Below are 18,034 nucleotides of genomic sequence, written 5' to 3'. Positions count from 1 at the left end.
GGCCTTCAAACGACGGTGATCGCTGGCTGGGAGTAGGGAACGCGCACGAGCGAAGCGAGTGCGCGCCGAGTAGTCCGTCGGGTACCACGCCGACGTTAAGAGAACAGTGGGAGTCGTAGGCACGACGAACGAGAGGGAGTCGAATGGCAAAAAAAGTAACGGGATTCGTGAAGCTCCAGATTCCAGCGGGGCGCGCGAATCCGGCACCTCCTGTCGGCACCGCGCTGGGCCCGCAGGGGATCAACATCATGGCGTTCGTGAAGGAGTTCAACGCACGAACGCAGGGCCAGGATACCATCCTGCCCGTCGAAGTCACGATTTTCAGTGACAAGTCGTTCACTTTTATAACCAAGACACCCCCAGCCGCCGTATTGCTCAAAAATGAGGCTGGGGTCGAGAAGGGCTCAGGTACGCCGAACAAGCAAAAGGTCGGCTCGGTCACCAAGGCGCAAATTCGCAAGATCGCCGAGATCAAGCTGCCGGACCTGAACTGCGACACGATCGAGTCCGCCGAGGCGATGGTGGCGGGCGCCGCGCGCTCGATGGGCATCGAGGTGAAGGGGTAAGCCATGGCCAAGATCAGCAAACGTTACAAGAAGGCGATGGACGGTCTGGACCGTGACAAGGCCTACAGCGTCGAGGAAGCCGTCAAGCTGGTGAAGGCGCGCGCCACCGCCAAGTTCGACGAGACCATCGAATTGTCGCTCAATCTGGGCGTCGATCCGCGCCATGCCGACCAGATGGTCCGCGGCGTGGTCAACCTGCCGAACGGCACCGGCCGCACGCTGCGCGTCGGCGTGTTCGCGCGCGGCGCCAAGGCGGACGAAGCCAAGGCTGCAGGTGCCGACGTCGTCGGCGCCGAAGACCTCGTCGAGAAGGTGCAGGCGGGCAACATCGATTTCGACCGCTGCATCGCCACCCCCGACATGATGCCGCTGGTCGGCCGTCTCGGTAAGGTGCTAGGTCCCCGCGGCATGATGCCGAACCCGAAGATCGGCACCGTGACCATGGACGTCACCAATGCGATCAAGGGCGCCAAGGGCGGCTCGGTCGAGTTCCGTGTCGAGAAGGCCGGCATCGTACAGGCCGGCGTCGGCAAGGCATCATTCTCCGAGGACAAGCTCGTCGCCAACGTGAAGGCGCTCGCGGATGCGGTCGCCAAGGCGAAGCCTGCAGGCGCCAAGGGCACCTATATCCAGCGCGTTGCGGTCTCCTCCACCATGGGACCGGGCGTGAAGGTCGAGCCGAGCACGCTGCTCAATTGAGGCTCGCGCAAGGGAAATGAATTGAGGGGCGGAACTGGGCAACCACTTCCGCCCCTTGTTTTTGAGGTGAAAGGGCGCAAGCGATGCCCGAGAAAGTCCTGGTCTTTTCGCGCTTTCCCAAAAGCCTGATGCAGCGCATCGGCGAAAAATTCGATCTTCTCGACGCCGGCGGAAAGCCGCCCAACGAGATGTTTTCCGCCGATCAGCTCGCGGGCATCCGTGCGATGATCACCGCCGGCGGCTCGCCGCTTCCGGGCCGGATGATGGACATGCTGCCGAAGCTCGGCGCCATCGTCTGCTACGGCACCGGCTATGACGGCGTGGATTTGAAGGCCGCCGCCGAGCGCAGGGTCGCCGTCGGCCACAGCCCCGGCGCGAATGCGGCGTCGGTCGCCGATATCGCGGTCACCTTGATGCTGGCGGCGACGCGGCGTCTTCTGGTGCTCGACACTTACGTGCGCGGCGGGGATTGGGCGGCGGCAAAGCCGTCGCCGATGATGCGTCCGCAGGCGGGGATGCCGGGGCGAAAGGTCGGCGTCTACGGCATGGGCGAGATCGGGCGCAAGATCGCCGCGCGCGTCGCCGCGTTCGAGGCCGAGGTCGGCTATTTCAGCCGCAGCCGCCGCGACGTGCCGTATCAGTATTACCCGAGTCTGGAGGCGCTTGCCGCCTGGTGCAGCGTCTTGATGATCGCGGTGCGGGCAGGGGACGACACCCACCATGTCGTCAACGCCGATATCCTCAAACGGCTCGGCGAGGACGGCTATGTCATCAACATCGCGCGCGGCTCGGTGATCGACCAAAAGGCTCTCGTCGAAGCACTCGAGAGCAAGACCATCGCCGGCGCCGGCCTCGACGTCTACGCCAGGGAGCCGCACGCGCCGGACGCGCTGACCGCGCTCCCCAACGTCGTGCTGACGCCGCACACCGGTGGCCACACACAGGAATCGCACCGCAACATGCAGGACTGCGTGCTCGCCAATCTGACCGCGTTCTTCCAAGGCAAGCCGCTCGCCTATCCCGTCAACTGAGCGGCCCGCCGGGCGCGGCTTGCGGCGCGTGGCGGAGCTTGTCCGGGTTGCGCACCAGATAGATCGCGGCAATCCTGTCGCCATCGATCGCGATGCTCAGCGTGTGATCGATCTCGCCGTCCATGTAGAGCAGGACGCCGGCAGTGCCGTTGATCATCATCGGCACGAGCCGAATGTCGTGTCCTGCATTCTTGCCGATGATCCCGAGCAGGAAGCGGATGATCTTTTGCGCGCCCTTGATCGGGTTCAGCGCCGCGCTCTTGCGGCCGCCACCGTCGGTAATGGCAATTGCGTCCTCGCGGAGCAGCCCGGCGAGTGTCGAGACATCGCCGCTTGCCGCCGCCTCGCAGAACGCGGCGAGCAGCCTCGCATGACTGTCCGGTGCCGCCTTTGGAGCAGGGCGCTCGTCGCGCACCGTCCTTCTGGCGCGCGCCGCCAATTGTCGGCAAGCCGCCTCAGAGCGGTCGAGCATGTGCGCCACTTCGGAAAATGGCCGGTCGAACACGTCGTGAAGCAGGAACGCCGCGCGCTCCAGCGGCGATAGCCGATCCAGCGCCAGCATCAGCGCAAAGGAGAGATCGTCCGCAAGCTCCGTGGCGGCGTCTGCCGCAAGACCCTCGGCGTCGAACACGGGTTCGGGAAGCCACGGCCCGACATAGGTTTCGCGCTGCGCTTTCGCGCTCTTCAGCCGGTCGAGACAGAGCCTGGTGACAACAGTGACAAGGAAAGCTTCCTTGTTGCGGACATCCTGTGCGCCGGCAAAACGAAGATAGGCGTCCTGCACCACGTCTTCGGCCTCGCTCCGGCTGCCGAGCATGCGATAGGCAAGCCCGAGCAGCCGGCCGCGATGCGGCGCGAGAGGATCAGTTTCACGCGGCCTGCTTGATGACATCGATCTGGTGGCCGGCCACGGAGACGCGGCGGCATTCCTTCGCATAGCCAAGCGCGAGCTTCATCATTGGAAACATGCGGCCCATCTGCAGCGTCATGGCGAGATCGATCACGCCCTTTTCGCCCCAGCGGGCGCGAACGGCGTCGCGATATTTGTCGTCATCCATCGAACGATTCACGATGGCGTCGGCGAATTGGAAGCCGAGCGCCACGTCTGGTTTCATCGCCGCGACGTTGCGGCGAAGCACCGCTTCGATCTGGTCCTTAGCCATGCCCGCTTCCAGCGCCATGTCGACGCACAATTGCGTACACGGGCCGCAATCTTCCGCCATCGCGCCGGTGATATTGGCGGCAAACTTGGTTTCCACCGGAATCACCTCGCGATGGGCGGAGGCCTTCATCACGGGCGCGAATTTGAAGAAGGCGGCCGGTGACTCCTTGAGCACCATTTCCGTGTAGCTCGTGTCATAGCCGTAACGTTTGCTGAAGCCGCGCAGCATGCGGCGTGCGATGAATTTACGCATAGTGTTCTCCTCGGGTTGGGAAAGCGGAATAGAGCGCGAGCGCTGACGGCAGCACGACGCTCGCGAGATCGGCTGCGGCGCGGTGGTCATGCCCTGAGGCGATCAGCGCGAGATGGATGAGGCCGTGCAGCACGAGAAATCCGGCGCCGGCCACCGCCGCCGGCCAATAGGCCGGACGCCAGGCTCGCGCTGCCAAGGCGAGGCCCGATGCCAGGAATGCCGCGCCGACGTCCTGGACAAAATGTGGGTTATAATGGCCGGTATCGGGTACGCCGGGAACGCTCGCCCACCAGATGGAACTGGCGAACAGCATTGCCAGCCCGTTGGCGGCGTTGTGCGCGCCCAGAATCGCTGCGATCCATCGTTGCATCTGCACCTCCTGCGGTTCAGACGAGCGGGCCTGGCGCTGTGTGACAAGGAACGCCGGAATTTTTCGGTGGAGGGTGCCTGCGGCGAACTGGTCTGAATTTTGCTCTTGGCAAGCCGGGCGAGACCGGCTAAACAGCCGTTTCCGGACGTGCTGGCTGGCGCTGGCACGTCCGTGCTCGCATTCCAAAAGCCCGACGCGATAGGAGATCATTCCTCATTTCGAGACATCCGCAAGGTTGCTCGAAAAAGGGAGGAAAGAGCTCATCGCTTTTGGCCGGATGCGGGCGGGGGCTTTCCGGGGAAAAGCCGGATCGCCTCGATCCTGTCCGAGACTGCAGGCGCTCTGCGAGGAAACGTAAGTTTCTTCAATGGCTTAATCGTATAGCCTGCATAGACGGGTGAAGACCGGATTTTTGCTTTCCGCGTTCGCCAACAGGCGGCGGGAAGCGGGTTTGGTTCGAACCTCGACACCCCGAGGGTCCCGATGAGGGGCCGGCGGGAGGGCAGGCTTCTAAATTGTCGTCGTGCCCGGCGTGTCCTAACGGACTTTTGGTCCAGAGGTCAGGTTTTGGGCGGGACGATGGGTGCAACCCGGCGGTCCCGCTCATGTGGCGATGACCGCCAACCGGAGAGAGCTTGCTGTGGAACGAGCGGCAAAAAAAGAGTCGGTCGAACAACTCCACGAGGTCTTCAAGACCACGGGCGTTGCGGTCGTGGCTCACTATTCCGGCCTCACCGTGGCCCAGATGCAGAAGCTGCGCATGCAGATGAAGCAGGCGGGGGCATCGGTAAAGGTCGCGAAGAACCGTCTCGCCAAAATTGCTCTTGAAGGCACGGATGTCGTTGCCATCGGTCCCTTGCTGAAGGGGCCGACCGTGATCGCTACTTCGAAGGATCCGGTGGCGGCGCCAAAGGTGGCCCTCGAATTCGCCAAGACGAATGAGCAATTCGTCATTCTCGGCGGCTCGATGGGCAAAACCGTCCTGAATGTCGATGGCGTTAAGGCGCTTGCCTCGCTGCCCTCGCTCGACGAACTGCGCGGCAAGATTGTCGGCCTCATCGTGGCGCCGGCGACCAAGCTTGCTCAGCTTGCCAATGCGCCCGCGGCCAAGCTCGCGCGCGTTATTCAGGCCCATGCCTCAAAGGGCGAAGCGGCCTGACGCCCTTCGCAAATCTCAAACCCTGGTTCGAACCAAACATTCAAGGAAACTGATCAATGGCTGACTTGCAGAAAATCGTCGACGACCTCTCGAGCCTCACCGTGCTCGAAGCGGCCGAACTCGCAAAGCTCCTGGAAGAGAAGTGGGGCGTCTCGGCCGCCGCTGCAGTCGCGGTGGCCGGCCCGGCTGGTGGCGGCGGCGCTGCTGCCGCTCCGGCGGAAGAGAAGACCGAGTTCACGGTCGTGCTGGCTGCCGCCGGCGACAAGAAGATCGAGGTCATCAAGGAAGTCCGCGCCATCACCGGTCTCGGCCTGAAGGAAGCCAAGGACCTCGTCGAAGGCGCTCCGAAGAACGTCAAGGAAGGCGTGAACAAGGAAGAGGCCGACAAGATCAAGGCCCAGCTCGAGAAGGCTGGCGCGAAGGTGGAATTGAAGTAAGCGGAGCTTGCTTCAATTCCATCCCCGGACAAGCAAAGCGCGATCCGGGGATCTGGTCACCAAGACGTGGATGGCCGGGTCAAGCCCGGCCATGACGAATGATAAAGCGGCCGGCCGGCTCATCCGGGCCACTGCAAGGCTTGCAAAAGGGATGCCCTGGAGCGGGTCGAACACGAAAATTTGTGGGGATTCTGGGACTTGACCCTCGAATCTTCACTATTGTCATCCCATATCGGGGCGGCAGCACGAAAACACGACTATGAGGCGGGGACGGCGGCATTACCCCCTTCTAAGTCGCTGGGAGAATAGGCAATTTCGGGCTTTTGCAGTCCGTGACGAGATCGATCTGACGGGCGGTGCGCTCATGTGCGCCCCGCGCGTCGTTTTGCGTTCTGAAGGTCTGAAGAACAAATTCAGGACTTTTGTTCCCTGAAATTGCGTTTTCGGCCCTGAAAACGGAAGAAAATTCAAACCCGGGGAACGGTGGCAGCCGTGCTTCGGAAGGTTCGCTCTCAAGGGCGACGATAACGAGAGGCCACGATGGCGCAGCAGACATTCACCGGTCGCAAACGCGTTCGCAAGTTCTTCGGACACATCAAGGAAGTTGCGGAAATGCCGAACCTCATTGAGGTTCAGAAGGCGTCCTATGACCAGTTCCTGATGGTGGACGAGCCGGCTGGCGGCCGTCTCGACGAGGGCCTGCAGGCGGTGTTCCGCTCGGTGTTTCCGATCTCCGACTTCTCGGGCACCTCGATGCTGGAATTCGTCCGCTACGAATTCGAGCCGCCGAAATACGACGTCGACGAGTGTCGCCAGCGCGGCATGACTTTCGCTGCGCCGTTGAAGGTGACGCTGCGCCTCATCGTGTTCGATATCGATGAAGAGACCGGCGCCAAGTCGGTGAAGGACATCAAGGAGCAGGACGTCTACATGGGCGATATCCCGCTCATGACCATGAACGGCACCTTCGTCGTCAACGGCACCGAGCGCGTCATCGTCTCCCAGATGCACCGTTCGCCAGGCGTGTTCTTCGACCACGACAAGGGCAAGACCCACTCCTCCGGCAAGCTCTTGTTTGCCGCGCGCGTGATTCCGTATCGCGGGTCCTGGCTCGACATCGAGTTCGACGCCAAGGACATCGTGTTCGCGCGCATCGACCGCCGCCGCAAGATCCCCGTGACCTCGCTGATGTTCGCGCTCGGCCTCGACGGCGAGCAGATACTGTCGACCTTCTACAAGAAGATCATCTACAAGCGCGCCAAGGAAGGCTGGCGCGTGCCGTTCGACGCCAACCGTTTCCGCGGCTATTCGACTGTCAACGACCTGATCGATGCCGACACCGGCAAGGTCGTGCTCGAGGCCGGCAAGAAGCTCACCGTGCGCTCCGCGCGCCAGCTCCAGGAAAAGGGGCTGAAGGCGCTGCGCATGTCGGACGAGGAGCTGGTCGGCAACTACGTGTCTGAGGACCTCGTCAATCCGAAGACCGGCGAGATCTACGCGGAAGCCGGCGAGGAAATCGCCGAGAAGCTCCTGAAGGTGCTGAACGAGCAGGGCTACAAGGAGCTGCCGCTGCTCGACATCGACCACGTCAATATCGGCGGCTACATCCGCAACACGCTGCATGCCGACAAGAACATGACGCGTGAGGACGCGCTGTTCGACATCTATCGCGTGATGCGTCCTGGCGAACCGCCGACGCTGGACTCGGCGCAGGCCATGTTCCAGTCGCTGTTCTTCGACTCCGAGCGCTACGACCTCTCCGCGGTCGGCCGCGTCAAGATGAACATGCGCCTCGAGCTCGATGCGCCCGATACCCATCGCACGCTGCGCAAGGAAGACATCCTGGCCGTCATCAAGACGCTGGTCGACCTGCGCGACGGCAAGGGTGAGATCGACGATATCGATCATCTCGGCAACCGCCGCGTCCGCTCGGTCGGTGAGCTCATGGAGAACCAGTACCGGATCGGCTTGCTCCGCATGGAGCGCGCGATCAAGGAGCGCATGTCGAGCGTCGATATCGACACCGTGATGCCGCAGGACCTGATCAACGCCAAGCCCGCGGCCGCCGCGGTGCGCGAGTTCTTCGGCTCCTCGCAGCTCTCGCAGTTCATGGACCAGACCAACCCGCTGTCGGAGATCACCCACAAGCGGCGCCTGTCCGCGCTTGGACCCGGCGGCCTGACCCGCGAGCGCGCGGGCTTCGAGGTGCGCGACGTGCATCCGACGCATTACGGCCGCATCTGCCCGATCGAGACACCCGAAGGTCCGAACATCGGCCTGATCAACTCGCTCGCGACGTTTGCGCGCGTGAACAAGTACGGTTTCGTCGAGACTCCCTATCGCAAGGTGAAGGACGGCCGCGTCACCGACGAGGTGGTGTATCTCTCGGCGATGGAAGAGGGCCGCTATCGCGTGGCGCAGGCCAACGTGCCGCTCGATAACCGTGGCCGCTTCACGGAAGACTTCGTGGTCTGTCGTCATTCCGGCGAAGTGCTGCCGGTGACCCCGGACAAGGTCGACTACATGGACGTGTCGCCGAAGCAGCTTGTTTCGGTTGCCGCGGCGCTGATCCCGTTCCTCGAGAACGACGACGCCAACCGCGCGCTGATGGGCTCGAACATGCAGCGCCAGGCAGTGCCGCTGGTTCGTGCCGAGGCGCCGTTCGTCGGTACCGGCATGGAAGGCGTGGTGGCCCGTGACTCCGGTGCGGCGATCGCCGCCCGCCGTTCCGGGGTGGTCGACCAGATCGACGCAACCCGCGTCGTGATCCGCGCGACCGAAGATCTCGATCCGACCAAGTCGGGCGTCGATATCTACCGGCTGATGAAGTACCAGCGTTCCAACCGGTCGACCTGCATCAACCAGCGTCCGCTGGTGAAGGTCGGCGACATCGTCAAGAAGGGCGACATCATCGCCGATGGTCCGTCGACCGATCTCGGCGAGCTCGCGCTCGGCCGCAACGTGCTCGTCGCGTTCATGCCGTGGAACGGCTACAACTTCGAAGACTCGATCCTGCTCTCGGAGCGGATCGTGAAGGACGACGTCTTCACCTCGATCCACATCGAGGAGTTCGAGGTGATGGCCCGAGACACCAAGCTCGGCCCTGAGGAAATCACCCGCGACATTCCGAACGTCTCGGAAGAAGCGCTGAAGAACCTCGACGAGGCCGGCATCGTCTATATCGGTGCGGAAGTGCGCGCCGGCGACATCCTGGTCGGCAAGATCACGCCGAAGGGCGAAAGCCCGATGACGCCGGAAGAGAAGCTTCTGCGCGCCATCTTCGGCGAGAAGGCCTCCGACGTCCGCGACACCTCGCTCCGCGTGCCCCCGGGCGTGCAGGGCACGATCGTGGAGGTTCGCGTGTTCAACCGCCACGGCGTCGACAAGGACGAGCGTGCGCTGGCGATCGAGCGCGAAGAGATCGAGCGTCTTGCCAAGGACCGCGACGACGAGCAGGCGATCCTCGACCGCAACGTCTACAGCCGTCTCGCCGAGCTCCTGGAGAACCGCCAGGGCATCGCGGGCCCGAAGGGCTTCAAGAAGGACACCAAGATCACGCGCGCGGTGCTGGAAGAGTACCCGAAGTCGCAGTGGTGGCTGTTCGCGTCCCCCAACGACAAGCTGATGGTCGAGATCGAGGCCATGCGCAAACAGTACGACGAGTCGAAGAAGGGGCTCGAGCAGCGCTTCCTCGACAAGGTCGAGAAGCTGCAGCGCGGTGACGAACTGCCGCCCGGCGTGATGAAGATGGTCAAGGTCTTCGTCGCGGTGAAGCGCAAGATCCAGCCCGGCGACAAGATGGCCGGCCGCCACGGCAACAAGGGCGTGGTGTCGAAGATCGTGCCGATCGAGGACATGCCGTTCCTCGAGGACGGCACGCATGCCGACATCGTGCTCAATCCGCTCGGCGTGCCTTCGCGCATGAACGTCGGTCAGATTCTCGAAACCCATCTCGGCTGGGCCTGTGCGGGGCTCGGCAGGCGGATCGGCCAGACGGTCGATGCCTACCTTGCCGGCGCCAACAAGGACACCAAGCCGCTCAAGGAGACGCTGAAGAAGATCTACGGCGACGACGAGACCATCAAATCGCTCAACGACAGCGAGCTGATCGAGCTCGGGCGCAATCTCTCACACGGCGTGCCGATCGCAACGCCCGTGTTCGACGGCGCCAAGGAGAGCGACATCGAGGAGATGCTGAAGGCTGCCGGCCTCGACGCATCGGGCCAGTCGACCGTCTATGACGGCCGAACCGGCGATCCCTTCGATCGCAAGGTGACGGTGGGCTACATCTACATGCTCAAGCTGCACCATCTCGTCGACGACAAGATCCATGCGCGTTCGATCGGTCCGTACTCGCTCGTCACCCAGCAGCCGCTGGGCGGCAAGGCGCAGTTCGGCGGCCAGCGCTTCGGCGAAATGGAGGTTTGGGCGCTGGAGGCCTACGGCGCGGCCTACACGCTGCAGGAAATGCTGACGGTGAAGTCGGACGACGTCGCCGGACGCACCAAGGTGTACGAGGCGATCGTGCGCGGCGACGATACGTTCGAGGCCGGTATCCCCGAGTCCTTCAACGTGCTGGTCAAGGAAATGCGCTCGCTCGGCCTCAACGTCGACCTGCACAATTCCAAGATGGGCCCGGCGCCGACGTCGGAGGCGGCCGAATAGCCGAAAGGGTTTCATGCCCGGCGATCTCGCCGGGCATAGCGCCTTGCCGCAAAAGCCGGGCAGGGCGACCTCTCAAAGAGATTTTCGAATTTGCTGCCGGAGGCGACCGGCACGCGAGGAGAAGACGATGAACCAAGAGATCATGAATCTTTTTAACCCGACGACGCCGGCTCAGGTCTTCGACCAGATCCGGATCTCGATCGCGTCCCCGGAGAAGATTCTGTCCTGGTCCTACGGCGAGATCAAGAAGCCGGAGACCATCAACTACCGCACCTTCAAGCCCGAGCGCGACGGCCTGTTCTGCGCGCGCATCTTCGGGCCAATCAAGGATTACGAGTGCTTGTGCGGCAAGTACAAGCGGATGAAGTACAAGGGCATTATCTGCGAAAAATGCTCGGTTGAAGTGACGCTGTCGCGCGTCCGGCGCGAGCGCATGGGCCATATCGAGCTCGCCGCACCCGTCGCCCACATCTGGTTCCTGAAGTCGCTGCCGTCCCGCATCGGCCTTCTGCTCGACATGACGCTGAAGGACCTCGAGCGCATCCTGTACTTCGAGTACTATGTCGTGCTGGAGCCGGGCCTCACCTCGCTGAAGGACCGTCAACTCCTGTCGGAAGACGAATACCTGAAGGCGCAGGACGAGTTCGGCCAGGATTCGTTCACCGCCATGATCGGCGCCGAGGCGATCCGCGAGCTCCTGAAGGGGCTCGATCTCGAGAAGCTCGAGGCGACGTTGCGCGCCGAGATGGCTGACACCGACTCCGACATCAAGCACAAGAAGCTCGCCAAGCGACTGAAGATCGTCGAAGCGTTCCGCAACTCCGGCAACAAGCCGGAATGGATGATCCTCACCGTCGTGCCCGTGATCCCGCCGGACCTGCGGCCGTTGGTGCCGCTCGACGGCGGCCGGTTTGCGACGTCGGACCTGAACGACCTCTACCGCCGCGTCATCAACCGCAACAACCGCCTGAAGCGGCTGATGGAGTTGCGCGCGCCCGACATCATCATCCGCAACGAGAAGCGCATGCTGCAGGAGGCCGTCGACGCGCTGTTCGACAACGGCCGCCGCGGCCGCGTCATCACCGGCGCCAACAAGCGTCCGCTGAAGTCGCTCGCCGACATGCTGAAGGGCAAGCAGGGCCGCTTCCGTCAGAACCTGCTCGGCAAGCGCGTCGACTACTCGGGGCGTTCGGTGATCGTGGTCGGCCCCGAGCTGCGCCTGCATCAGTGCGGCCTGCCGAAGAAGATGGCGCTCGAACTGTTCAAGCCGTTCATCTATTCGCGGCTTGACGCCAAGGGCCTGTCCACCACCGTGAAGCAGGCGAAGAAGCTGGTCGAGAAGGAGCGGCCCGAGGTCTGGGACATCCTGGACGAGGTGATCCGCGAGCATCCGGTGCTCTTGAACCGCGCGCCGACGCTGCATCGCCTCGGCATCCAGGCGTTCGAGCCGGTCCTGATCGAGGGCAAGGCGATCCAGCTTCACCCGCTGGTCTGCGCCGCCTTCAACGCCGACTTCGACGGCGACCAGATGGCCGTGCACGTTCCGCTGTCGCTGGAAGCGCAGCTCGAAGCGCGCGTCCTGATGATGTCGACCAACAACATCCTGCATCCAGCGAACGGCCAGCCGATCATCGTGCCGTCGCAGGACATCGTGCTCGGCCTCTATTATCTCTCGATCATGCGCGACGGCCTGCCCGGCGAGGGCAAGATCTTCGGCGACATGGCCGAGCTGGAGCACGCGCTGCACTCCAAGGTCATCCATCTCCACAGCAAGATCAAGTACCGCTGGGAGGGCACGGACGAGGCCGGCAAGCCGGTCAAGCGCTGGATCGACACCACCGCAGGCCGCGTCATGCTCGGCAACGTGCTGCCGAAGCACTCGAAGATTTCCTACGACATCATCAACAAGCTGATGACCAAGCGTGAAATCTCCGGCGTGATCGACCAAGTCTATCGCCACTGCGGCCAGAAGGAGACGGTGATCTTCTGCGACCGCATCATGGCGCTCGGCTTCTACAATGCGTTCAAGGCCGGCATCTCCTTCGGCAAGGACGACATGGTGGTGCCGCACGGCAAGTGGAAGATCGTCGAGACCACGCGTACGCTGGCGAAGGATTTCGAGCAGCAGTACAATGACGGTCTGATCACCCATGGCGAGAAGTACAACAAGGTCGTCGACGCCTGGTCGAAGGCAACCGAAGAGATCGCCAAGGAGATGATGAAGGAAATCTCCGCGACCAAGAAGACGCCGAAGGGCGCGGATGCCGACATCAACTCGATCTACATGATGGCGCATTCGGGCGCGCGCGGCTCGCCGGCGCAGATGCGCCAGCTCGCCGGCATGCGCGGCCTGATGGCCAAGCCTTCGGGCGAGATCATCGAGACGCCGATCATCTCCAACTTCAAGGAGGGGCTGACGGTGCTCGAGTACTTCAACTCGACCCACGGCGCCCGCAAGGGCCTCGCGGACACCGCGTTGAAGACCGCGAACTCCGGCTATCTGACCCGCCGTCTCGTCGACGTCGCGCAGGACTGCATCATCAACTCCGATGACTGCGGCACCAAGCTCGGCATCAAGATGCGGGCCATCGTCGACGCAGGCACCGTGGTGGCCTCGCTCGGCTCGCGCATCCTGGGCCGCGTGGCCTGCGATGACGTGCGCGATCCCGCGAGCAACAAGGTGCTGATCAAGCGCGGCACGCTGATGGAGGAGCCTCACATCGACGCTATCCAGCAGGCCGGCATCCAGGAAGTGAAGATCCGCTCGGCGCTGACCTGCGAGCTCGTCAACGGCATCTGCGGCAAATGCTACGGGCGCGATCTCGCTCGCGGCACGCCGGTCAACCACGGCGAGGCGGTCGGCGTCATTGCGGCGCAGTCGATCGGCGAGCCCGGCACGCAGTTGACCATGCGCACCTTCCACATTGGCGGTGCGGCGCAGATCAACGAGCAGTCGTTCGTGGAGTCGAACTTCGAAGGCAAGATCGTCATCAAGAACAAGGCCATCGCCCGCAACAGCGAAGGTCACCTGGTCGCGATGGTGCGCAACATGGTGGTTGCGATCGTCGATGCCGACGGCACCGAGCGGGCGACCCACCGCATCCAGTACGGCTCGCGGATGCATGTCGACGAAGGCGACATGGTCAAGCGCGGCCAGCGCATTGCCGAATGGGATCCGTACACCCGTCCGATCCTGTCGGAAGCAGACGGCACGATCGGCTTCGAGGATCTGGTCGAAGGCCAGTCGATTTCGGAAACGCTCGACGAATCCACCGGCATCGCCAAGCGCGTCGTCATCGATTGGCGCTCGTCGCGCGGCGGGGCGGACCTGCGGCCTGCGATCGTGGTCAAGGGCAAGGACGGCAAGATCCTGAAGCTCGCGCGCGGCGGCGACGCCCGCTACATGCTCTCGGTCGACGCCATCCTCTCGGTCGACGTCGGCGCCAAGGTCAAGCCGGGCGACATCCTCGCCCGTATCTCGACCGAAAGCGCCAAGACGCGCGACATCACCGGCGGTCTGCCGCGGGTGGCGGAGCTGTTCGAGGCCCGCAAGCCGAAGGATGCCGCGATCATCGCCGAGATCGCGGGCACGATCCGCTTCGGCCGCGACTACAAGAACAAGCGCCGCATCTCGATCGAGCCGATGGACAAGACCGAGGAGCCGCGCGAGTACCTGATCCCGAAGGGCAAGCATATCCACTTGCAGGACGGCGATATCGTCGAGAAGGGCGACTTCATCGTCGAGGGCAATCCGGCGCCGCACGACATCCTGGCGATCAAGGGCATCGAGGAGCTCGCTGCCTATCTGGTCAACGAGATCCAGGAGGTCTACCGGCTGCAGGGCGTGCTCATCAACGACAAGCACATCGAGGTGATTGTCCGGCAGATGCTGCAGAAGGTCGAGATCATCGATCAGGGCGAGACCGACATGATCTCGGGCGAACAGGTCGACAAGATCGAGTTCGACCAGGTCAACGCCAAGGCCAAGGAGGAGGGCAAGAAGCCCGCCACGGGAATGCCGGTTCTGCTCGGCATCACCAAGGCGAGCCTGCAGACCCGCTCCTTCTTCTCGGCGGCCTCGTTCCAGGAGACCACCCGCGTGCTCACCGAAGCCGCCGTTAACGGCAAGGTCGATCCGCTCGAAGGTCTCAAGGAGAACGTCATCGTCGGCCGGCTGATCCCGGCGGGCACCGGCGCCTCGATGGCCAAGATCCGCGAGGTCGCGGTCAAGCGCGACAAGCTGATCCTGGACGAGCGCGAGAAGCAGGCGGCGATCGTGCCGTCAGCGCCGGAAGCGGAGCCGCTGGCGCTGCCGCCAGCGGAGTGATCCGCCGGAGGCCATACAACATCGGACGACAGAAGGCCGGCGCAAGCGCGCCGGCCTTCTCATTTGTTTTCGCCTTTGAATAGGGGATGAAGGCGCGCGGCGCCGCCGCGATAGCTTTTCGGCTGCAGGGCATGATCGGCTTGATGAGGCCGCCAAATGCCGTCGCGCAGCGGCACATTGCTCAACACTTCGTGTTCAGCGCGTGAAGAACGGACACCGAGAGGGGAAACTGCGGGCCTGACGGAGGCCGCCGCTGTTGGCCCGACGCTTGTCGCAAAAGTTTGGCTTGACCAGGATCACGCTCACTAATACCATAATCTTTACAGTGTAAAGATAGCGCGCGGAATCGTTACGAAAGTCGGGATTTCCAAGCCTAATGGGGCGCTCGTCATCGCAGTCACGAATTTCCCGTGATGCAGCTTCGGCAGCATCTGTGGCGACGTTTGCAAGCACACACGCTTGCGTGCGGGGACGCGATCGGGGGCGTTCGACCGAGCCCTTATTCTCCCACGAGACGAAAAGCGGCTATGCGCGCACCGCGCTTGCGTTGCGCGGATGCGGTGACTGATAAAGTCACGTGATGGGGTAATGCTTTGAACGTCCATTGCATGGGATTTAAACTCGATCCTCGGAGCTGGGCCTTGTGGCCCGAGCGCGAGGATTTGTCGAATGAGTTCACGCGGCTGCTGGGAGCGGCCCAGGAGGGGGGCGCGACCGTCGCGGAATGCTGTGTCGTGGCGAGCCGGATCGACAGCTCCGACGATCAATCCTGGTACCGGGAATGGAAACGGATCGCCGACGCAAACTACGACCGCGGCAATGCCGCCCGTGACCAGGGCCATGTGTTGACCGCTCGCAGCAATTGGCTGCGTGCCATCAATTACTATCAGTCGGCGGCATTCCCGTTTGATCATGACGACGAGAATCGGCAGGCCGCGATCGAGCGGATGCGCCAATGCGCGCGCGACTATCTTTGGCATCGCAGCCCGCGCGGCGAGGTGGTGTCGATCCCCTGGCCGAGCGGTTATCCGCTGCAGGCCTACTTCCTGCCGGCTCATGCGGAGGGAAAGCCGGCGCCGGCCATCATCTGCATCGGCGAGCCCTGTCAGCACAAGGAGGAATATCTCTACAAGGTCGCTCGCTACGCCAGCGAGCGCGGCATGTCTTTGTTCGCGGTCGATCTGTTCGGCTCGGGGCCGCATGCGCAGTTCGAGCAGATCGTCGGCCGTTCCGATCTGGAGACGACGATCGGGCATATCATGGACTATGTGGTCGAGCGCAACGACGTCGACCGGGATCGGATTGCCATCCTGGCCGATGGCTGCGGCTCCTCCCTCGTTGCGCGAGGTCTTGCCTTTGACGACCGCTTTGCCGCGGCGGTCTGTGACGGCGGTATCTGGGATCTGCACGAGCGAGCCTTTCTGATGGACCGTGACGCGGAGCTCGACGCCGGCGTGGTCCGCCGCCTCGGGCTCAATCGCGTGGCGCGCAACATCCAGTGTCCGGTCCTGATTTCTGCGGGCGAACGCGGCTGGCTGAGGGCCGAGCGCGTGCGCGAGTTGTACGATCACCTGAAAGCCGACGGCCGCGACGTGACGCTCCGGATCTTCACCGTTGGCGAGACTGCGGCGGCGCAGGGCCATGCCGACAATCCGACGCTCGCCAACGAGTATATTTTCGACTGGGTCGCCGCTCGGCTCGAGATTGGCGCGCGCTGAGGCCGGACTCTCGCGGGGGCCGCGCGGCTCAGGTGTCGACGACGACTTTCAGCGTGGCCTTCTCCAGTCGATTCTGGAGTGCGGCGAGAATATCGGTGAGGTCGCCGAGCTGCTTGTCGCTGAGCTCGGAGAAAATGAACTCGTTCAGCGCCTCCTGCTGGGCGGCAAGGCCGGCTATGAGTTTATAGGCCTTGTCGGTCAGCGACATTTGCACGATCCGGGCGTCCTCGGCGGAGGTCTTGCGGCGCAGAAGACCCTTCTTTTCGAGGAGTTTCGACTGCGTCGTCACAAAGGACGAGTCGACGTGCAGCTTCCTCGAGACCGCATTCACAGGCACCCCGTCATCCTGATCGAGGTCCATCAGGGCCATCAGGATCATCCAGCGTGGACCACTGATGCCCAGCGCCTTTGCCCAAAGAAAGCGCAGCTCTTCCAGATGCACGTTGATGGAGTCGATCACCCACGTGAATCGCCTGATGACATCCTCATTCCTGGATGCTGTTCCGCCCAAAGCCTTGTCCCTCGCAACATACCCCGGGGCTGGTGTCCCTCTTGTGGTATGCTCCATGACTCCATCTTGGTCGGGTTCATTTCCAAAACAATCAAAAAAGATCGCTGACCTACTTATTGATTAACCTCAAAAATCCTCTGGGGATTCCGCCCTGGTTATCCCACAGGCGTGGACCGAGCTCCCCGTTGCAAAAAGGATACATCGTTCCTGCAATCTAATAGATTACTAAATAAAGTATTTTGATTGCCAAAGTTGCGCATGCATATTCAACGATGACGGCTGGGGATCCGGATCGTCCCGTTGGGTAGTTCGCTCAAGTCCCGCGTCGCGCGGGGGGTGCAAGACGCGAAACGACTTTAGCGGTTTTTGGGGAGCCAGCCCTGGCGGGGAAAACCCTGGTGGGTACGGCCTTCTAAGAGAGAGCAACTTGGAGGTTTTAACAATGAAGATGATCAAGAGCCTTGTCCTTGGCTCAGCGGCGGCTCTGGTCGCCGTGGGTGGGGCACAGGCGGCTGATCTTCCGTTGAAGGCCAAAGCGGTCGAATACGTGAAGGTTTGCTCCCTGTATGGTGCCGGATTCTGGTACATCCCGGGCACCGATACCTGCGTCAAGCTGGGTGGCTATCTGCGCATGGACGTCGCGGTCAACGTCACGTCGGACGATACGGGTAGCACCAGTGCCACCGGCGGCGCGCGAAATCGTTTCACGAACGACTATACTTGGCGGTCTCGTGAAGACCTGAACGTCGACACCCGCACCGCGACCGAGTACGGCGTGTTACGCACGTTCTTCGATGCGACGTTTAGCTGGACTGACGACGTGTACTCGGGGAATGGCACGGGCGCGACCATCTACTCGCCGGTCGGACCTGCCCCGTTCGGCTCCGCGCCTAACAACGCGAACGCAGGTGCGGTCGCCGGCGGCACGGTCGGCGTGTACTACGCCTTCATCCAGTTCGCTGGCTTCACGATGGGTAAGGCGATCTCGGAGTTCAGCGCTCCCTGGACGAACTATCCCGGCAACAACTTCGACGGTCTCGTCGGCGGCGGCGGCACGGTCACTGGTGTGAACCAGTTCACCTACACCGCGCAGTTCGGCAACGGCATATCGGCCGCGATCTCCGCGCAGGATCCGA

13 protein-coding genes are annotated in these 18,034 nt (G+C 62.8%); 9 read left to right on the top strand and 4 right to left on the bottom strand.

The genetic code is table 11. The features are described from left to right. Positions 1-143: 143 nt before the first annotated feature. The 3 genes from rplK to VKR55_RS04250 all read left to right on the top strand — a co-directional run bounded on the left by rplK (position 144) and on the right by VKR55_RS04250 (position 2,296). Positions 144-566 (top strand): 50S ribosomal protein L11, encoded by a 423-nt coding sequence (gene rplK / locus VKR55_RS04260; RefSeq protein WP_324400022.1) that lies wholly within the window; start codon positions 144-146, stop codon positions 564-566. A 3-nt stretch (positions 567-569) separates the two neighbouring features. Next, positions 570-1,265: a 50S ribosomal protein L1 gene (gene rplA / locus VKR55_RS04255; RefSeq protein WP_324400020.1), complete on the top strand. Its 696-nt coding sequence runs from the start codon at positions 570-572 to the stop codon at positions 1,263-1,265. A gap of 83 nt (positions 1,266-1,348) precedes the next feature. Next, positions 1,349-2,296, top strand: a complete 948-nt coding sequence (locus VKR55_RS04250; protein ID WP_324400017.1) for a 2-hydroxyacid dehydrogenase — start codon at positions 1,349-1,351, stop codon at positions 2,294-2,296. Here the strand turns inward: VKR55_RS04250 and VKR55_RS04245 are convergent. From VKR55_RS04245 to VKR55_RS04235, 3 genes are read right to left on the bottom strand one after another with little or no spacing between them, the layout of a single operon-like run. Continuing rightward, the gene (locus VKR55_RS04245; RefSeq protein ID WP_324400015.1) at positions 2,289-3,188 is read right to left on the bottom strand and encodes a sigma-70 family RNA polymerase sigma factor; all 900 of its coding nucleotides are present in this window, start codon (positions 3,186-3,188) and stop codon (positions 2,289-2,291) included. The genes VKR55_RS04250 and VKR55_RS04245 overlap by 8 nt on opposite strands. After that, positions 3,166-3,711, bottom strand: a complete 546-nt coding sequence (locus VKR55_RS04240) for a hypothetical protein (RefSeq protein ID WP_324400013.1) — start codon at positions 3,709-3,711, stop codon at positions 3,166-3,168. Before VKR55_RS04240 ends, VKR55_RS04245 begins: the two co-directional genes overlap by 23 nt. Next, positions 3,704-4,291: a hypothetical protein gene (locus VKR55_RS04235; protein WP_324400011.1), complete on the bottom strand. Its 588-nt coding sequence runs from the start codon at positions 4,289-4,291 to the stop codon at positions 3,704-3,706. Before VKR55_RS04235 ends, VKR55_RS04240 begins: the two co-directional genes overlap by 8 nt. A 430-nt stretch (positions 4,292-4,721) precedes the next feature. On the opposite strand from VKR55_RS04235, the gene rplJ reads away from it, so the two are divergent. From rplJ to VKR55_RS04210, 5 genes are all read left to right on the top strand, one after another. Further along, positions 4,722-5,240, top strand: a complete 519-nt coding sequence (rplJ, locus tag VKR55_RS04230; RefSeq protein ID WP_324400024.1) for a 50S ribosomal protein L10 — start codon at positions 4,722-4,724, stop codon at positions 5,238-5,240. Positions 5,241-5,296: 56 nt separating this feature from the next. After that, the gene (rplL, locus tag VKR55_RS04225; RefSeq protein ID WP_324400009.1) at positions 5,297-5,677 is read left to right on the top strand and encodes a 50S ribosomal protein L7/L12; all 381 of its coding nucleotides are present in this window, start codon (positions 5,297-5,299) and stop codon (positions 5,675-5,677) included. A gap of 540 nt (positions 5,678-6,217) precedes the next feature. Beyond that, positions 6,218-10,342, top strand: a complete 4,125-nt coding sequence (gene rpoB, locus VKR55_RS04220) for a DNA-directed RNA polymerase subunit beta (RefSeq protein ID WP_324400007.1) — start codon at positions 6,218-6,220, stop codon at positions 10,340-10,342. 127 nt (positions 10,343-10,469) lie between these two features. Next, entirely contained in the window at positions 10,470-14,669 is a 4,200-nt protein-coding gene (rpoC, locus tag VKR55_RS04215) for a DNA-directed RNA polymerase subunit beta' (protein ID WP_324400004.1), read from the top strand. Between the two features lie 641 nt (positions 14,670-15,310). Beyond that, positions 15,311-16,387 (top strand): alpha/beta hydrolase family protein, encoded by a 1,077-nt coding sequence (locus tag VKR55_RS04210; protein ID WP_324400002.1) that lies wholly within the window; start codon positions 15,311-15,313, stop codon positions 16,385-16,387. A gap of 28 nt (positions 16,388-16,415) precedes the next feature. Here VKR55_RS04210 and VKR55_RS04205 read toward each other — a convergent pair whose 3' ends face one another. Further along, a complete protein-coding gene (locus VKR55_RS04205) occupies positions 16,416-16,847 on the bottom strand; it encodes a MarR family winged helix-turn-helix transcriptional regulator (RefSeq protein ID WP_324400000.1) in 432 nt (143 codons plus the stop codon). Positions 16,848-17,340: 493 nt separating this feature from the next. Between VKR55_RS04205 and VKR55_RS04200 the strand changes: the two genes are divergently transcribed. After that, positions 17,341-18,034, top strand: a 694-nt coding sequence (locus VKR55_RS04200) for a porin (protein ID WP_324399998.1), incomplete at its 3' end; no start/stop codon positions are given.

The organism is Bradyrhizobium sp., from assembly GCF_035309285.1.
Classification (GTDB): domain Bacteria; phylum Pseudomonadota; class Alphaproteobacteria; order Rhizobiales; family Xanthobacteraceae; genus Bradyrhizobium.
The sequence above is the reverse complement of the archived record's forward strand: the minus strand, read 5'-3'. Positions and strand labels throughout refer to the sequence as shown.

Bases quoted from the DNA above. Each gene is read 5' to 3' on its own strand.
- rplK (WP_324400022.1), top strand. From the start codon at position 144: ATGGCAAAAAAAGTAACGGGATTCGTGAAGCTCCAGATTCCAGCGGGG.
- rplA (WP_324400020.1), top strand. From the start codon at position 570: ATGGCCAAGATCAGCAAACGTTACAAGAAGGCGATGGACGGTCTGGAC.
- VKR55_RS04250 (WP_324400017.1), top strand. From the start codon at position 1,349: ATGCCCGAGAAAGTCCTGGTCTTTTCGCGCTTTCCCAAAAGCCTGATG.
- VKR55_RS04245 (WP_324400015.1), bottom strand. From the start codon at position 3,188: ATGTCATCAAGCAGGCCGCGTGAAACTGATCCTCTCGCGCCGCATCGC.
- VKR55_RS04240 (WP_324400013.1), bottom strand. From the start codon at position 3,711: ATGCGTAAATTCATCGCACGCCGCATGCTGCGCGGCTTCAGCAAACGT.
- VKR55_RS04235 (WP_324400011.1), bottom strand. From the start codon at position 4,291: ATGATCTCCTATCGCGTCGGGCTTTTGGAATGCGAGCACGGACGTGCC.
- rplL (WP_324400009.1), top strand. From the start codon at position 5,297: ATGGCTGACTTGCAGAAAATCGTCGACGACCTCTCGAGCCTCACCGTG.
- rpoB (WP_324400007.1), top strand. From the start codon at position 6,218: ATGGCGCAGCAGACATTCACCGGTCGCAAACGCGTTCGCAAGTTCTTC.
- rpoC (WP_324400004.1), top strand. From the start codon at position 10,470: ATGAACCAAGAGATCATGAATCTTTTTAACCCGACGACGCCGGCTCAG.